Below are 15,595 nucleotides of genomic sequence, written 5' to 3'. Positions count from 1 at the left end.
ACACAGGGACACTCTCGGGTTTGTCTCTGAGAGTCAAGGACATTCCCGAGGGACACTCTCGGGTTTGTCTATCGGGTTTGTCCTTGTCCCTACTCTGTCCCTAGCTCTTCTTTGGGTGTGATTTGATTGTTTTTCACTTCAAAATCATCTCTATTTTTGACCCATCTTCTGATAGTTTTTTCGCTAACAGGTTTGTCTTCTGTTGAAAAATATTCCACCATTTCACTCAATTCAACCGGATTGATTCCGTCGAATAATGCATCCATAGCAGTAGTAAATCTCTCGTCAGCAGATTTCTTTTTCTTCTCATTCCCCTTTTTACTATCTAGATTCTTTTTCCAATTTGGCGTAGTATCTTCTAATTGGATATCTGCTAACACGCCTGATTCATCAAGTGTATGCACTGGATAGCTGAACCACATATTCACTGGCTTAAATTTGGCAAACTCTCGAAGCGTACCTTCCACACGCCATGCGGTTGCTATCTGAATCTTGTTACGGACTTCTTCGAGCCTGTCTACATAAGGAGCACGAGCCATGACATCAGGGATGCCTTTTTCAAAGTGCGTTCTCATCTGCGCTGGACTTAATAGGTCATCTAGTCCGACATTCTGTTGGTAATAAGCGTTATTTCGTTCTTGCAAAGCCTGCTTGTATACTTCGCACGCTGCTTGGTTCATCCTCTGAGTAAGTAATTCCTCTGATACTTCCAGCTCGACCAAATCGATAAGCGCGTCAGGATCCCGAGCGAATACACCCGAACCACTAGCGCGGTCCATGGACTTCTTGCCACCTTGCGAACCTTTTGAGTGGTGGTGACAGTAGATAACGCTAGAGCCTAACTCTGTGGCCACTTTATCAAATTGATTCGTAAAATGTGCCATCTGGTCTGCACTGTTCTCGTCACCAGTCAGGACCTTGTAAATCGGGTCAATGATAACTGCGATATAGTTTTTCTTCAAAGCTCGACGTATGAGTTTAGGAGCCAACTTGTCCATCGGTACAGTCTTCCCACGAAGATTCCAGATATCGATATTCTGGATGCTTTTAGGTGGTAATCCCATAGCTTGATAAACGTCACGGAAGCGATGTAAGGCAGACGGACGGTCTAGCTCCAGATTGACGTATAATACACGCCCTTGAGTACAATCCCAGCCTAGCCATTTTTTGCCTTCAGCAATTGCAATTGACATTTCAATTAAAGCGAATGACTTACCAGCTTTTGATGGTCCAGCAATCAGCATCTTATGGCCTTGACGAAGGACACCTTTTATCAACTCAGGAGCTAACTCTGGCAAGTTATCCCAACTATCGGCCAATCCTTCAGGATCAGGTAAATCATCGTTCAAATCTTCGATGTATTGATACCATTCATCCCAATCGGTCTTACCGATGTTAGTATCTACTAAGAATTGCTTCTGTCCATTACGGATGAACCCAGGCATGCGAGATAGTCTACTTGGATTTCGATTCTGTGTATCGACGACAATGCCGTTCTTTTGACAAATCTTATAAAGATAATCAACCCGATTACGGTATTCTTCGTAATTCTTGGCATCTACTTTGACGATGGCGTGTAGCGACTTGTTTCCGCTATGCACCAAGGCAACGATCGGCAATTCAAGTTCTTTGTAAATGGCGTTCTGCTTATCTATTGGCATACTGTCGGATTCGACCAGGGCATATCTAAAATCTGTCACGTTTTCATTTTTAGCACCTTTTCCATCCATAGGATTGAATCGAACCCATGCACCAGCTTCTTCGTGGTAGTCACCCAAGACTGCCCCGATGTCACCATTGCACTGACTCAACTCTTTAATAAGCTGGCCAGCCGTCCGGTCATAGGCTCCCTTAGTTGGCAGCCATTTGACAATCTCGCCTGTTTCATCGTCAGTCTTTGGATAGCATTCAGTAACGTACCCAACATTTTCGCTAGCTTCAAAGAGCGTTTCAAGGTATTTGATAATTTCCTGAACCGGATTCCAAATAGTTGGCTCATGGATTTCCTTACCTTCAATCCAGTCTTTATCAATGACACGATAATCACGATCTATTGTATCGGTCCAGCCTAACTCATGCGCGTTCTCGCTATCATAGCTAGATTGCGACACCCAGTCATTTTCTTTAGCAAGTTGGGTAATCGTCGCACCCGTCACGATAGTTCCTGCTTCTTCATTGAAAGTATCCCATTTCTTGAAGCACTCAAATTTCTTGTATCGACTATCATTTTGTGACCAGTTATCCCAGTCGGATGCCGTATACCCCTCGTGTTTCAAGGCCATACCAACCGACAACCACCCCTCATATGAGAGGGTAGCTGGGTCAATATAGTTTAATAATGGTAGTAAATCAAATTTTTCTTCTGACATTTATTTCCTTTGCTTTGTCTTTTCTTGGTCTTCTATTATTTGCTTGGATTTTAGCATCCACCCATCTACAATTAGATGGTTCATAATTACCGTTAACATCTATCCTATCAATAGACAAGTTATCAGCGTATCCATTAGACAACGCCCAATCATGAAATGAAGTATAATTATTTAGCCATTCGTCACATATTTTTATACCTCGACCGCCGTAGTTGCTGTAAGCAACACATTCGGGATTGTAACAGCGTTTTTTCATACCATGAAAAATTTTAAAGATTCTAGTTTTAGAAAGTCCGTGGGTCGTATGATTCCCCTCTTTTCTAGCTTCTTTTTCAAAACATCCGCAAGATGTTATCTTTCCATATCGTAGGTGATCACTGCGAATATATTTTTCATTACCACAATCACATTTGCATAGCCAATAAATATATCTTTTTCGGCGTTCAAAAGTATTTAGTACCAATAATCGTCCAAATTTTGTATTAGCTAAATCAATTATTTTTCCCATTATTACACGCTCCTGTTCTGACTTCTTCTCTCACGATTGCACCATGTTCCTCAGTCAAGTGCTCCATACGATGCATGATAAGTTTAAGCAAAGCAAAGTGTTGACCGTGCAATGCGATTAAATCATGATAAGACCAACGATCTTCAAATTTAGGTGCTATCGACAGCCATTCATGTAAAATTTCAAGACTTTCTCTAATCTCTGAAGTATCGATTACTAGTTCTTCGTAACTGTTTAAAAGTTCAATTTTTGTCATAATAAAAACACTCCTTTGTGTATGTTGAAAAGAAGTGTCTCGCATGATATAATATTTCATGCGGAAACACTTTCTGCAGCGATAGCATATAACTCTTTGGTCGCCAAACTAAGGGAGTTATGTGCTATTTTTATTTAAGGTCGTCAACGGCTTTTCTAATAACTTCCGACGTTGTTAGATTATTTTTTTTAGCATAGTCTTGTATTTTTTGACTTTGCTCATCATTAAATCTTATTGTAACTCGTAAATTTTTAGGGTCGTTTGTTGGACGTCCTATTTTTTTTGCATCAGACAATGACATCACCCCTTTCGTCTGACAAAAATATATTACACTTTTGTCAGACATTAGTCAAGTGTTTTTATTAAATTTTCAAAGAACTTTTTTAATTTGGCACATATTCTTTAGGATTAACATTTTGCGGAAGTCTCCAACCGCTGCTTGCTATTCTATTTATCATATTTTTAGCATTTTCAAAGCTCCATAGACCGACATTTCTAAAGCCATATCTTTCCAATAATCGAATCTGCTTCGGTGTGGTCAGACCTTCTGACTGTCGCTTGCTAAGTCGGTCTAGTAACTTGCTAGCTTTACCGTAATTCCCGATTTCGTCAGTAAAAATTCCAAATTTTTCTAAGGCTTGTAACTGATTTTTTGTTGGAGGAGACTGCTCGATTCCAAAGTTAGGTACGTAATTCGACAAGTCTTCAGCATGGATAGACATTTCAAATTGCAACGGATCTACTAGTTTGCGTTTACGCTTGCGCATTTCTTCCAATTGTTTGGCCAAGGCTTCTTCACGCTGTGCGACGACGTCCTCGGTTGCCTTGACTTCCATATCTTCGAGGTCAAGCATTACACCAGTTTGCTCTTCCATGTTCTCAACCATTTTCTGAGCGACTTCTGGAGTCTCACAGATTAAATGAGCTGGACGGCATAGCTCGTGGCGTTCTGTATGCCAGAGGAAGTCTAGCAAGAGTAATTCTTCCTTCCCTGGATGCAGACGAGTACCACGCCCCACCATTTGAGAATAGAGCGCTCGTACTTTAGTAGGCCTTAGCACTACCACGCAATCAACTGACGGGCAATCCCACCCTTCAGTTAATAACATCGAATTGCAAAGCACGTTATAGCGGTCTTTTTCAAAGTCTTCTAAAATTTCAGCACGGTCCTTGGACTCTCCATTGACTTCAGCAGCGCGAAAACCTTTTGCATTCAGAATATCGCGAAACTTCTGCGAGGTCTTTACCAAAGGCAAGAATACAACTGTTTTACGGTCAGCACATTGCTTGACCATTTCGTCAGCTATCTGCTCCAGGTATGGATCCAGTGCTGTTCCGACGTCGCTCGCCTTGAAATCGCCTGCCGACATGCTGACATTTGATAAATCCAAACTTAGCGGAATTGTCAAAGCCTTGATTTTAGATAAGTAGCCTTCTTTGATAGCTTGTACCAACGAATATTCATAAGCGAGGCTATCGAAGTAAGACCCAAGGTTTTTCATATCTCCACGGTCTGGTGTGGCAGTAACCCCTAATACATCCGACTTCTCAAAATAGCCAAGCACACGCTGGTAACCATCTGAAATAGCATGATGTGCTTCATCTACTACAATCGTATCGAACCAATCAGTCGGAAACTGTCTCAATCGTTTCTCTCTTTGCATGGTCTGAACAGAGCCAACGACGACCCGATACCAGGAACCGATAGAGGTATTCTCAGCTTTCTCTAGTGCTGTGCCAAGCCCGGTCGCAGTTTTGAGCTTGTCGCTAGCTTGCTCCAGCAATTCGGACCTATGAGCAAGGACAAGCACACGCTTGCCCTTTTTCACTTGGTCTTCGATGATTTTGGAAAACACAATCGTCTTTCCGCATCCTGTTGGTAATACTAAGAGCGTGCGTTTGCGACCTTTAGCCCATTCAGCCTGTACAGCTTCCCGTGCTTCCTGTTGATAAGGTCTTAATTGCATCCCTTACCTCCTAGAATTGCCCAGCTTGGTATCCAGCTTGTGGCTGTTGTGGTTGTTGTGCAAAATTCGACTGTTGCGGTTGCTGTGGTTGCTGGTAGCTTGCTTGTGTAACTTGCCCTGGTTGTTGATTTAATACTTTTGTGTAATCCACATCTTCAGGATAGAGCATTGACTTAACTTCGTTATAATTATTTTCCTTGTACTGTCGAGTTCCGACTTTACATACACCGGTTGCGCCGATGATTGTATTCCAATTCATGCGAAGTGGTTCGCCTTTTTTCTTTTGGCCAATTGCAGCAAAGAAAGCAGATAGCATTCCTTCGGTTGAGCTGTGCAGGAATAGGTTGTGACGCAGTTCTGTTTCACCTTCGTTAGCTACGATTTTGATGCTGACGATAGCCTTGTTACACGCTGGCAATTTCCCGGGATTTTGTGGATTTGGCGTGTGTCGTGTACGCTCCATACCGATTACTGTAAAGTGGTATAAACCGTCAGGTAGTAGGACGTATTCCGAATCTTTTTCAATCGTATCTTCCCATCCAAATTCGCGTTCAAAGTTGTTGTATTGTTGTTGTGTCATGTTGTTTTTCTCCTTATGCTAAAATTGTGATTCTATCGTTGTTTGCAAGTTCTGTTTTTAAATAATCTGAGATGTTTTTAACAGCATCTAATTTCCATTTGCCCCCGTCCGCTTCAAAGAGAGCTAGATTCGCTGATTTGTTAACTCTGAATACAAACTGACTTGCTGGTTGTTCTACTTCATTGAAGGTACGATATGGTCGTAAGGTTACTGGATTTGGAGTTTTAGCTTGTGCTAGGCTTGCTACACCATCACGAACAGTCACCGTTTGTGTAACGCCGTTATCTTGAGCCTCTGCCCCTTTTTCGATTTTTAAGTGACTAGCAAAATCTAAAACTAGATTGCGATCTGCATCATTGATAAACATAGACTGCAGCATAATATTGAATTCTTCCTGGTCGCGCCAATTGCTAAAAGGAATAACTGGAACGGTTGCTTTTACAGATACGAGCTGAGGACGTTTACCATTTTCAAAATCAACTTGATCATATACAGATACCCTATGGAAACTGTCCACGACAACTACAAGTTTACGACCGTTGATGAAATCGTTATCTGATTTGAGATAGTCAACTAGACTTTTGAGCGTCTGAAGCTCAAGGATAGGTGCGTACTTACGAGGGTTAAGTTCCTGTAAGTTATATTCATTGCTGTCAAAATATTCCTTCCCGGTTTCTGAACGAATGATTTTGTTTTCTTTACCCGCTAGTTCGACTGCGTATGATAATGCATCTTTAATATTTTCTGTCATGGTTAGTTACCTGCTTTCTTTTTGTTGTAATCAATAATATTTGTATTTTGTTGTTCGACTTTTTCGATGAGTTCCCTAGTATCTGTTCTCATATCACCATTGTCATCAAAGTAAGTTTGTCCAGGGATACCACTTTTAAGTTCATTAGCGTGGATTTTACCAGCATCATCACGACCGACAATGACAGTTGTTGCAACACCTTTCTGCGGTGCCAAAGTGGATTTTACTTCCATGCCTGTCTTAACAACTGTACGTTCATCATCTGTTGACATTGTTAGTGTGATAGTAACCTTACGAGTTGCCTTAGCTTCCGTATTTGGATCCAGGATGTTATCAAGAACTTTTTCTAACTCTTTATCAACCTTCTCTTGTAAGGCTGTATTGGCGATTTTTGATAAATCGATTTTAATAGTTTTATCTTTCATAGATACCTCTTGTTATACCTTGCTATGATTTCTAATTCCCAAAATCTACACCGTAAAGGGCAATTCTGGTTCTTTTCTAACTTGATTTTCAATAACTTCCACAGTTGCTTGCCAATGAGCGACAATCATATCCCAGTAGTCAGTCGGAAAACTTTCAATAGGAGTCCCTAGTGGAAAATGCCCGCGAATGTAAGCGACTTTTTGAAGTTCTTCTTCCGTCACGTTACCTTGCGCCATGAGGTCTGTCAAACTCTTTGGCAAGTTCGTGTGATATTGCTCAGGTGGTGTCTGTGGCGTGCCAGGAGCTTCATTTTGAGGCTTTTCAGCTACCTGTGACATATCGAGAGGCAATTCTTCTTGAACTTGCTCAGGAGCTTGCTGTGTGGCCTGCTGAGGTTCTGGAGTGACTGTCTGAGGTTGCGATGGAATAGGTTGCGTTTGCTGACTCGCAAAGATATGAGCGATTCCAGCGTAATGAAATGGCATTTCGTCAGGTAACCCATGTCGGTTCTTGGCATCCCACGCCGGCCGATGGTTGGTATACATCACACGCTCACCGCCCTGCGCTTTCTTCTTACCGTTATCAGTCGTCATGACCAAGGTCTTGTAATTGGCAAATAGAACCATGTCTGCCCATTCTTTGACAAGCGGTGCCGTCTTAGAACCTGTCTTTTGGCCAAGTTTCAATTCGTATCGGTCGTAAGAACCCATCTCGTCCGGCTGTTCAAACTTCTTGATTTGAGCGTGTGCAGTCAATACTACATTGATACCCATATCAACCAAATCAGACAAGCTATTCAAGAAACGTCCCATTTCTTCTTGGACATAGGTGTAGCCTTTGCCCCAGCCAAAATCCTCAATTCCTTGCTTACCATGTTGCGAACAGATGTAATTAACTGCCAAAGCTTCAGCCCAATCGATTGTGTCGATAACGAGAGTCCCACACTCAGTTGGATTAGCCTTAATAAAAGCAATCTCATTGATCAGCATGGTCCAGCTGGTCGGCTTGTCGAGTCGTGCCACATCCATGTTATCTGTCGAACCTTCCGTATCGATGAAGACCGCATTTGGGAATTCAGCAGCAAACGTGGACTTGCCAATTCCTTCCGGACCGTAGATAACTATCTTTTGAGCTCGTGCCCGTTTTCCTCTTGTGATTTGCATGTTTTAAAAACCTCCTTGCCATGTTGGTGCGACTGTTTCGGCGTGTCCTTGCTGAGCGGAACTTTCAAACTTCACTGGTTTAACGCTATACCCGTCTTCAATCAGAATGCTACACTCATCTCCCGTTGAAACCCTAGTTGCAATAGCTTGCAAACCTTCTTGCTCAAGCCACGCGCCAAATTCTTGTAGAGTTAACTGATCCATTTGTTCCAGCTTGTCAATTAACACAAAGCCACACTCTGGTTTCAATTTACGCACGATTGCAGTCGCAACTTGCAGCTGCTGACTACCAGACATGTTATCCCAGCGCTGTCCAAGGTAGAGCAATTCGCCATCATCCACGGACAAACCAGGTAACGGTAAATCTGCATTAGTAAGCAAGTCTGTCTTCTGCTTGCGGATGTCAGCAATCACATTATCAAGTTCCTTGTATTGCTCGCGATAACCCTTGGCATCTTCTTCTGCTTTATCCTTGTCCAGATTAGCACGCACTTTACGATTGATTTCGTCAATCTCTGCGATGTTGTTTTCAATCTCCTCAGTTGATTCATCGAGAAGGTCCATGGCGTCGGTATTCGCGATAGCCAAGTCTTGAGCTAACTGACTTTCTTTTGCTTTTGCGTCAGCAAGCAATTGCTCTAATCGCTCAACCTCTGCAGCTGCTGAAGCGTGTTGTATCTGGATAGATACCAAGTTCTGGCGCTTGCGAGCGTTCTCGCCATTCTTAGCAAGGATAGCTTGTTGTTGTTGGATAAGCTCAGCGATAGAGACTAGCTCTTTCGGTGCATCTGGGTAGTAAGGTTGTTCTTTTGCGAACTTCTCCTTTTGGTCAGCAATCACACCAATTGCGTGGCGCTCGTCATACTTGGCCTTTTCTTGCATCTCCAGTTCAGCCAATTGCGGACCAACTCCGATAATCTGCAACAGAGTTTTAGCCTTCTCTTTGCTGGTCTGCTCCATGAATTTTGGTAAGTTGATAGCCAGTTCTTCCACAAAGCTATCAAGCAAGTTTTGACCAGCCTTATTGCCGCTTGGGTCAATCACCTTGAGAGTGCTGTTCTTACCACTGCGCTCTACAATCAAGCCATTTGATAGCGTGATTTTTAAGCTAGGCGGAATTGTACTACCTTCTCTCTGAGCTTGGCTAGGTTTATACTTATTGCCTCCCAGCGCCCAAGCAATCGCGTCCAATACGCTTGTTTTCCCCTGGTTGTTATTTCCACCCACGATTGTCAAACCAGTCGCTGACGGCTCTAATTTGACTGCTTTAACGCGCTTGACGTTTTCAATTTCTAGTTTATTAATCGTCACCATCTTTTTCTCCTCCGACTCTTAAAGATTTGACAGGTATTTGAATCTCTTCAACTTCCGCATATTCAAGAGCGAAATCAAGTAGCTGGTTTAAAACGTCAATCAATTTCATATCGCACTCATCCGCGAGGTCTATAATACGCTCATAGTGTTCGCGAGCTACTCTGATACGTGGTGTTGGTTCTTGTGTTCCTTTGGTTTTATATTTTCTGTTCATGTTTCTACTCCTTAACTAGCCCTACAGGCGGCTCTACATCATAAGTAAATTGCTTATCTGAATTTCTCAGATTCATCCGTGCGACATTGTTTGCCATCAGCTGGCACTCTTTTTGCTTCATTTCAGCGTAGTTATCCAGTGTATTCACTAGCGACCATAGTCCAATTCCTGCGATTGTCACGAAATAAAGGTATTCCATCATTTTGAGTTTTCCTTTTCTTTATAGATTGCTACGATTTTTTCAAGATCAGCTATATGCTGATTTGCTTGTTGGTATTTTTCTTGAAGATCAATCAACTCCCGGTTTAAGTCTAATGCAACGATTTTCCAGTCGGTATTGATTTCTTTGGATAATCGATTTTTTAGTTTTGTCAGTAAGTTCATTCTATTTTCCTAAATTGCGGTCCGTTGCCAGTTTTTGTGATACCATTCAATGACCGCATCTCGAGGGTATTTCTCACGCTTTCCTTCTATCCGTGGAAAATCCTTATGACTATTAAAACGATCATCAAATGTTCCTGTGTCTCTTGTACCAAGCAACATCTCAGAACATTGCGACTTGTTTAATTCCATTGGATAACGTTTCTTTTCATCTGTGATGACGTTCATCACTTTTAAAGTTCTATCCATCAATCCAGCTTCAAACTGGTCTAATAATTGATTCATTAAGTCATTCATGATATAATTTCCTTGAATATTTTTAGTTAGTGCCTGATTGCCGTCAGGTGCTTTTTTTCTTAGTCATATACAGTTACTGTATAGATTGTCTTACTTGTTCCATCGCTAGAATGTACGGTAGACTTCCCTACCGTTATATCTGTCGTATCATTAGCCATTTTGAAGAACAAATATAACAAACATTCTCGTAAAATTTTTAATCTTAAAGGAACAGACAAAAATCGTTTGATTTCCAGATCAATCTTACTAAGATTATTTGACAATGTTTTTTCGCTCACTCTCTAATTCCTTTCTAAATTTGGTATAATAAAAATAAAACGAGGTAATTCTGATGAAATTAAATCCTGATTGTATAAGGGACATACTGCTAGATATTGAAAGTAAAACTACTTTCAAAACATATGCCAAGTATACCGAACCCGATGACTTCAGCAATTTACAACCAAAGTATGAAGTTGACGAAATAATGTATCATATAAGACAATGCGAACATTCTGAATTGTTTATTGATAAAGTTTCGTACTTCATTGGCGGAGGTTGTATGGTAAGAGACTTATCTCCCAAAGGTCATCAGTTCATTAATGATATTCGCCAAGATACCAATTGGAATCGGACAAAAGATATAGCAAAGAATGTTGGTTCTTTTTCACTGGATGTCCTTAAAGATATTTCATCACAAGTTATTACCAACCTCATTTCAAATCAGCTTGGCAATAAATTTTAAGTAGACAGTAGCATGGTTGCTTTCAGCCGTGCTTTTTGTTTTGATTGCTTGCACACCTTTTAATTTTTGGTTATTCAAATAAATACCATCTTCTCTTATTTTTAGTTCGTCCATCCGTACTCCTTTCTAATATGATTTAAAATCATATATTGTTGAAAATTTTTTATGTGACTTGCTTATTTATTCCAAGAATATCATCAGTAGACACATTAAAAAATAAAGCTAGACTAATAAGATACTCGCCTGAAATCTTAGTCTGGTCTTTTTCCCAGTTGCTAATAGATGTTTGAGTAACGCCTAATTTTTTTGCTAGTTCACGCTGTGACATCTTATTATGTCTGGCTCTTAATTCAGCGATAGAGACCATATGTGAATCACTCCTTTCTTGATGATGATTATATTTTATATGATTTTAAATCTTGTGTCAAGTGTTTTATATGATTTATTTTCTCTTTTTTTAAAAAAAATGTTCTTTTTGTATTTTATTTAAAACTTTTTTCTTATATACTTGATTTATAATCATGATTCTGATATAATTTACTTATCAAAAAAACAAAAAGGAGACATCCTATGGAACAATTGGGAGGCCGGATAAGAAAATTGAGAGAAAGTCGTAATATGACACAGACTGAACTTTCAGAAATTCTTGGCATGAAAACCTATACTACTGTTTCGAAATGGGAGAAAAATGAGAATTTTCCTAAAGGTAAAGACCTAAAGAAATTAGCAGAAATTTTTAACGTCACTTCTGACTATCTTTTAGGACTGTCAGACACTAAACTTGGAAAGATTACTACACAAAACGAACACCCTGAAATCCTAACCATCTACAACCAACTAGAAGAACCTAGGCAAGAGAAGGTCCTCGACTTTGCCAATGCTCAACTTGACGAGCAGGAAAGCTCTAATATTATTTCTATTTTTAATAAGTCTCAAAATGACGACTATATCACTGACTACGTAGAAGGCTTGGTTGCAGCAGGACATGGAACTTTCCAAGAAGACAATCTCCACATGGAAGTGAGATTGCGTGCCGAAGATGTCCCTGAAGACTACGACACCATCGCAAAAGTAGCTGGTGACTCCATGGAACCAATGATTGAAGACAACGACCTACTCTTTATCCGGGTCACTAGTCAAGTAGATATCAATGACATCGGCATTTTCCAAATCAACGGTAAAAACTTCGTTAAAAAGCTGAAACGTGACTATAACGGCGGCTGGTACTTGCAAAGCCTCAACAATAGCTATGAAGAAATCCACCTAACAGAAGAAGACGACATCCGAACTATCGGAGAGGTTGTCAGCGTGTATAGAGAAAAATAAAAAAAGAAAGTAGGTAATTACAATGGGAATGTTTAAAGGACCTAGCACTCTTTCAGTCGCTTCAGAAGCTGAAGATTTACAATATGTTGTCTTACAGGTAACTTTAAAAGAGAAACTTTTTGGTACAGGGTCGCGTAACCTTACAGCCTTAGAAGAGGTTATCAACGAACAAGCAGGCAAAGGCTATAGACTTCACACAATAAGCACTGCTAGTGGTGGTAGTTCTGGTTTTGGTGGTGGTGACCGTATCCAAGCGACTATGGTATTTGAGAAAATTTAAAAAATCCCCACACTCTGCATCTTCAAACTTAGAGAGTGCAGGGGGAGATACAAAAAACAGCTTTAGATAGCCTGTAACGAACAATAGTGAAAACCAACTGTTTCCATTTTGGAAACAACTCAAAAAGCCCCACGCTCAGAAGTTTGGCGACCGAGAGCGTGAGGCTTTAGACAAGAAAAAAGCATTAAAAAAGCTATTTTTCTTGTACCCATTTTATCAAAAAAGAGGTACAAATTCAATGGCATATTTCAGAAAAAGGGATAACGGTTGGGAATATCGTATCTCTTACAAAGACAAAAATGGCAAATACAAGCAAAAGTCAAAAAGTGGATTTAAGACCAAGAAACTGGCTCAAGCTGCAGCAAGAGAGATAGAGGAAAACTTATCCGAGAATATCCTAACAGACAAAGATGTCACACTTTATGATTTTGTCAAAACATGGTCCAATGTATACAAACGACCTCACGTCAAGGATAAGACCTGGGATACATACACTAAAAACCTAAAGCATATCGAGACTTATTTTGGAGAGTTAAAAGTAAAAGATATCACTCCCTTGTATTATCAAAAACGGCTCAATGAGTTTGGTGAGAAATACGCCCAGGAAACCCTCGAAAAATTCCATTATCAAATCAAAGGCGCTTTAAAAGTAGCAGTCAGGGAACAAGTAATCAGTTACAACTTCGCTGAAGATGCCAAAGTCAAATCTCAGATAGAAACCAGGTCAGAGGATAACGACTTCTTGGAAGAGAGCGAATATAAGGCTCTGATTTCATCCACACGCTCGAATATACAGTATGTGTCCTATTTCACTCTCTACCTCCTTTCAGTCACTGGTATTCGCTTCTCTGAGGCTCTAGGCTTAACGTGGAATGACATAGACTTACAAAATGGAATAATAGATATAAACAAGTCATTTGACTATTCCAAGACTCAAGATTTTGGAGACTTAAAAAACGAGAGTTCAAAAAGAAAAATCCCAATCGATAAGAATACGATTGAGACTTTAAAAACTTATAGAAAAAAATACTGGCAAGCGAACATAAAGAACCGTGTTTGTTTTGGAGTTTCAAACTCTGCTTGTAACAAACTCATTAAGAAACTGGTAGGCAGGCCTGTCAGAAACCACAGCCTAAGACACACTTACGCTTCTTACTTGATATTCAAAGGGATAGACATTGTAACTATATCGAAGCTATTAGGACATGAGAGCCCAGATATAACCCTAAAAGTATACTCACACCAAATGGAAGCCTTGGCAGATAAAAACTTCGAGCAAATAAAAGAAATATTTCTAACGGCTTAAATTTGGGGCGGATTTGGGGCAAAATACCCACAAAGCCCGATAAATCAATGGTTTTTAATCCGTCTACCGCCTTCTATAACTTGATTTATCAGGTTTCATTTAAACAGAAAGCCCAATTTAAAGGGCTTTTTTCTTTTTCCCTCAAATAAATACGTATAACCTTAAAAAACTTTTGGGACTAGGTTGGGGTTGAGTTTTTCGAGGACACAATTCCCTTTTGAAATCAACTGAAAAAAGCTTTGTCACGCATGATGACAAAAGCCTCTAGTTTACTCTGTTTCTTCTTCTATTTCAACTTCGGTAATTTGGACTTTTACCTTGGTAACACGTCCATTTTTCACTTTATCATTGGTTAGGATAAGCTGTTTGTTTTGGCTTACCAACTCATAGCTGAGCTTTTCAGTCGTTGGAATGGTCCCCACTCCTGTCAAATAGTAACCAGCGATGGTATCAACGTCATCACTTTCCAGTTCAACATCAAAGTAGTCATTAAAATCATTGAGATTCATGGTACCTTGAACAATATAAGTATCTTCTCCAATTTTATGAACTTCGATTTCAGCCTTATCTGTTTCGTCATCGATTTCCCCAACGATTTCCTCTAAGAGGTCTTCAAGTGTCACCAAACCAGCCATTCCACCGTATTCATCTAACAAAATCGCCATTTGTCTTTGGGTATTGCGTAATTCTTTTAACAAGTCATCCACAAAAATAGTTTCAGGAACAAAAAGAGGATCTTGTAAGATTTTCTTCCAAACAATATTGTCAAAACCGTCCACAAAGCCCGCATTAAGGAGACTCTTGGTATGAATAATCCCAATCACATTGTCCTTATCCCCATCATAGACAGGGATACGAGAATAATTTTGTTTTAAAATACTTTGGATGATGGTTTGACTATCATCCTGAATATCTACCATAAAGGCATCCGTTCGAGGAACCATGACTTCTCTGGCCATTAATTCGTCCAGTGAAAAGATTCCTTGTAACATTTCAATTTCGTCAGCATCTAGTGTTTCTTCACTATTTGTCAACATGTACTCAATTTCATCACGGGTCATTTTTTCATCAGCATCGTCAAAGGTCATAGGAGTCAAGCGACTCAAGAGATTGGTAGATGCAGACAAGAGCCAAACAAAGGGACTAACTAGTTTCCCAAGCCCAATGATAACTGGCGCTGTACGAATCGCCAAGGCATCCTTTAGATTAAGAGCGATTCTTTTAGGATACAATTCCCCAAAAACGATGGAAATATAAGTCAAAAATGCTAAAGATAGAAAACTTGCAATAGCATAAGCTGTTTCGCCATTTCCAAGCCAAGATGCAATTTCTCGTCCCAGAGTTTCTGCCAAACTCGCCCCTGACAAAATCGTAATCAGGGTAATCCCTACTTGAATAGTTGATAAAAAGTGGTTAGGATTTTCTAGTACCTTCAGCAGACGGATATAGCGTCTATCTCCTTCTTCTGCCTTTTGTTCAACCCGCGCACGGTTTAGTGACACCATGGCCATTTCTGTAGCTGAGAAAAAGGCATTTAATACCGTCAAGATAAACAATAAAACAAATTGTAGCAACAAATTCTGACTACTTGGGTCTTCCATAGTTCTTCTCCTAAAATAGTAACTTATCCTTTATTATATCACAAAATTTAGTCCAGTACATATTATTTTTTCTCATACTCTTCGAAGATTTCTTCAAACCACATCAGCTTCATCTGCAACCTCAAAGCTGTG

At 40.1% G+C, this 15,595-nt stretch carries 21 protein-coding genes; 4 read left to right on the top strand and 17 right to left on the bottom strand.

Annotated elements, in window-relative coordinates; all coding sequences use genetic code 11:
- Nucleotides 1-89: 89 nt before the first annotated feature.
- The 14 genes from N8N51_RS04970 to N8N51_RS04905 all read right to left on the bottom strand — a co-directional run bounded on the left by N8N51_RS04970 (nucleotide 90) and on the right by N8N51_RS04905 (nucleotide 10,226).
- A complete protein-coding gene (locus N8N51_RS04970) occupies nucleotides 90-2,369 on the bottom strand; it encodes an AAA family ATPase (RefSeq protein ID WP_261103706.1) in 2,280 nt (759 codons plus the stop codon).
- A complete protein-coding gene (locus tag N8N51_RS04965; protein ID WP_261103705.1) occupies nucleotides 2,350-2,877 on the bottom strand; it encodes a hypothetical protein in 528 nt (175 codons plus the stop codon). Before N8N51_RS04965 ends, N8N51_RS04970 begins: the two co-directional genes overlap by 20 nt.
- The gene (locus tag N8N51_RS04960) at nucleotides 2,861-3,133 is read right to left on the bottom strand and encodes a hypothetical protein (RefSeq protein ID WP_261103704.1); all 273 of its coding nucleotides are present in this window, start codon (nucleotides 3,131-3,133) and stop codon (nucleotides 2,861-2,863) included. The genes N8N51_RS04965 and N8N51_RS04960 overlap by 17 nt, the downstream gene beginning before the upstream one ends.
- 130 nt (nucleotides 3,134-3,263) lie before the next feature.
- A complete protein-coding gene (locus N8N51_RS04955; RefSeq protein ID WP_261103702.1) occupies nucleotides 3,264-3,428 on the bottom strand; it encodes a DUF6290 family protein in 165 nt (54 codons plus the stop codon).
- Between the two features lie 88 nt (nucleotides 3,429-3,516).
- Entirely contained in the window at nucleotides 3,517-5,100 is a 1,584-nt protein-coding gene (locus N8N51_RS04950) for a DEAD/DEAH box helicase (protein WP_261103701.1), read from the bottom strand.
- Nucleotides 5,101-5,110: 10 nt separating this feature from the next.
- Nucleotides 5,111-5,680, bottom strand: a complete 570-nt coding sequence (locus N8N51_RS04945) for a hypothetical protein (protein WP_049515383.1) — start codon at nucleotides 5,678-5,680, stop codon at nucleotides 5,111-5,113.
- Between the two features lie 13 nt (nucleotides 5,681-5,693).
- Complete coding sequence (locus N8N51_RS04940) at nucleotides 5,694-6,431, bottom strand: hypothetical protein (RefSeq protein WP_261103700.1); 738 nt, start codon at nucleotides 6,429-6,431, stop codon at nucleotides 5,694-5,696.
- Nucleotides 6,432-6,433: 2 nt separating this feature from the next.
- The gene (locus tag N8N51_RS04935; RefSeq protein WP_261103699.1) at nucleotides 6,434-6,856 is read right to left on the bottom strand and encodes a hypothetical protein; all 423 of its coding nucleotides are present in this window, start codon (nucleotides 6,854-6,856) and stop codon (nucleotides 6,434-6,436) included.
- Nucleotides 6,857-6,901: 45 nt separating this feature from the next.
- Nucleotides 6,902-8,020 (bottom strand): ATP-binding protein, encoded by a 1,119-nt coding sequence (locus N8N51_RS04930; protein WP_261103698.1) that lies wholly within the window; start codon nucleotides 8,018-8,020, stop codon nucleotides 6,902-6,904.
- A 3-nt stretch (nucleotides 8,021-8,023) separates the two neighbouring features.
- The gene (locus N8N51_RS04925; protein ID WP_261103697.1) at nucleotides 8,024-9,334 is read right to left on the bottom strand and encodes an AAA family ATPase; all 1,311 of its coding nucleotides are present in this window, start codon (nucleotides 9,332-9,334) and stop codon (nucleotides 8,024-8,026) included.
- Nucleotides 9,321-9,548 carry a hypothetical protein gene (locus tag N8N51_RS04920; protein WP_084887117.1) on the bottom strand — a complete coding sequence of 76 codons (228 nt, stop codon included), beginning with the start codon at nucleotides 9,546-9,548 and terminating at the stop codon, nucleotides 9,321-9,323. The genes N8N51_RS04925 and N8N51_RS04920 overlap by 14 nt, the downstream gene beginning before the upstream one ends.
- 4 nt (nucleotides 9,549-9,552) lie before the next feature.
- Complete coding sequence (locus N8N51_RS04915) at nucleotides 9,553-9,750, bottom strand: hypothetical protein (protein ID WP_261103696.1); 198 nt, start codon at nucleotides 9,748-9,750, stop codon at nucleotides 9,553-9,555.
- Nucleotides 9,747-9,932, bottom strand: a complete 186-nt coding sequence (locus N8N51_RS04910; RefSeq protein WP_261103695.1) for a hypothetical protein — start codon at nucleotides 9,930-9,932, stop codon at nucleotides 9,747-9,749. Before N8N51_RS04910 ends, N8N51_RS04915 begins: the two co-directional genes overlap by 4 nt.
- 9 nt (nucleotides 9,933-9,941) lie before the next feature.
- Nucleotides 9,942-10,226, bottom strand: coding sequence for a DNA-binding protein (locus N8N51_RS04905; protein ID WP_261078000.1), 285 nt, complete (start codon nucleotides 10,224-10,226; stop codon nucleotides 9,942-9,944).
- A 331-nt stretch (nucleotides 10,227-10,557) separates the two neighbouring features.
- Between N8N51_RS04905 and N8N51_RS04900 the strand changes: the two genes are divergently transcribed.
- Nucleotides 10,558-10,950: a DUF2513 domain-containing protein gene (locus N8N51_RS04900; protein WP_261103694.1), complete on the top strand. Its 393-nt coding sequence runs from the start codon at nucleotides 10,558-10,560 to the stop codon at nucleotides 10,948-10,950.
- Here N8N51_RS04900 and N8N51_RS04895 read toward each other — a convergent pair.
- Both N8N51_RS04895 and N8N51_RS04890 read right to left on the bottom strand, forming a co-directional pair.
- Entirely contained in the window at nucleotides 10,924-11,064 is a 141-nt protein-coding gene (locus N8N51_RS04895; RefSeq protein WP_261103692.1) for a hypothetical protein, read from the bottom strand. The two genes, N8N51_RS04900 and N8N51_RS04895, sit on opposite strands and share 27 nt — an antisense overlap.
- A gap of 49 nt (nucleotides 11,065-11,113) precedes the next feature.
- Nucleotides 11,114-11,317 carry a helix-turn-helix domain-containing protein gene (locus N8N51_RS04890; RefSeq protein ID WP_261103690.1) on the bottom strand — a complete coding sequence of 68 codons (204 nt, stop codon included), beginning with the start codon at nucleotides 11,315-11,317 and terminating at the stop codon, nucleotides 11,114-11,116.
- Between the two features lie 203 nt (nucleotides 11,318-11,520).
- Between N8N51_RS04890 and N8N51_RS04885 the strand changes: the two genes are divergently transcribed.
- From N8N51_RS04885 to N8N51_RS04875, 3 genes are all read left to right on the top strand, one after another.
- Entirely contained in the window at nucleotides 11,521-12,276 is a 756-nt protein-coding gene (locus N8N51_RS04885; protein ID WP_261103689.1) for a helix-turn-helix domain-containing protein, read from the top strand.
- A gap of 22 nt (nucleotides 12,277-12,298) precedes the next feature.
- A complete protein-coding gene (locus N8N51_RS04880) occupies nucleotides 12,299-12,556 on the top strand; it encodes a DUF4177 domain-containing protein (protein WP_261103688.1) in 258 nt (85 codons plus the stop codon).
- Between the two features lie 238 nt (nucleotides 12,557-12,794).
- Complete coding sequence (locus N8N51_RS04875) at nucleotides 12,795-13,862, top strand: site-specific integrase (RefSeq protein WP_261103687.1); 1,068 nt, start codon at nucleotides 12,795-12,797, stop codon at nucleotides 13,860-13,862.
- Between the two features lie 269 nt (nucleotides 13,863-14,131).
- Here N8N51_RS04875 and N8N51_RS04870 read toward each other — a convergent pair whose 3' ends face one another.
- The gene (locus N8N51_RS04870) at nucleotides 14,132-15,463 is read right to left on the bottom strand and encodes a hemolysin family protein (protein WP_049543730.1); all 1,332 of its coding nucleotides are present in this window, start codon (nucleotides 15,461-15,463) and stop codon (nucleotides 14,132-14,134) included.
- Nucleotides 15,464-15,595: the final 132 nt, after the last annotated feature.

This window comes from Streptococcus mitis (genome assembly GCF_946188685.1).
GTDB classification, from domain to species: domain Bacteria; phylum Bacillota; class Bacilli; order Lactobacillales; family Streptococcaceae; genus Streptococcus; species Streptococcus mitis_CC.
The sequence above is the reverse complement of the archived record's forward strand: the minus strand, read 5'-3'. Positions and strand labels throughout refer to the sequence as shown.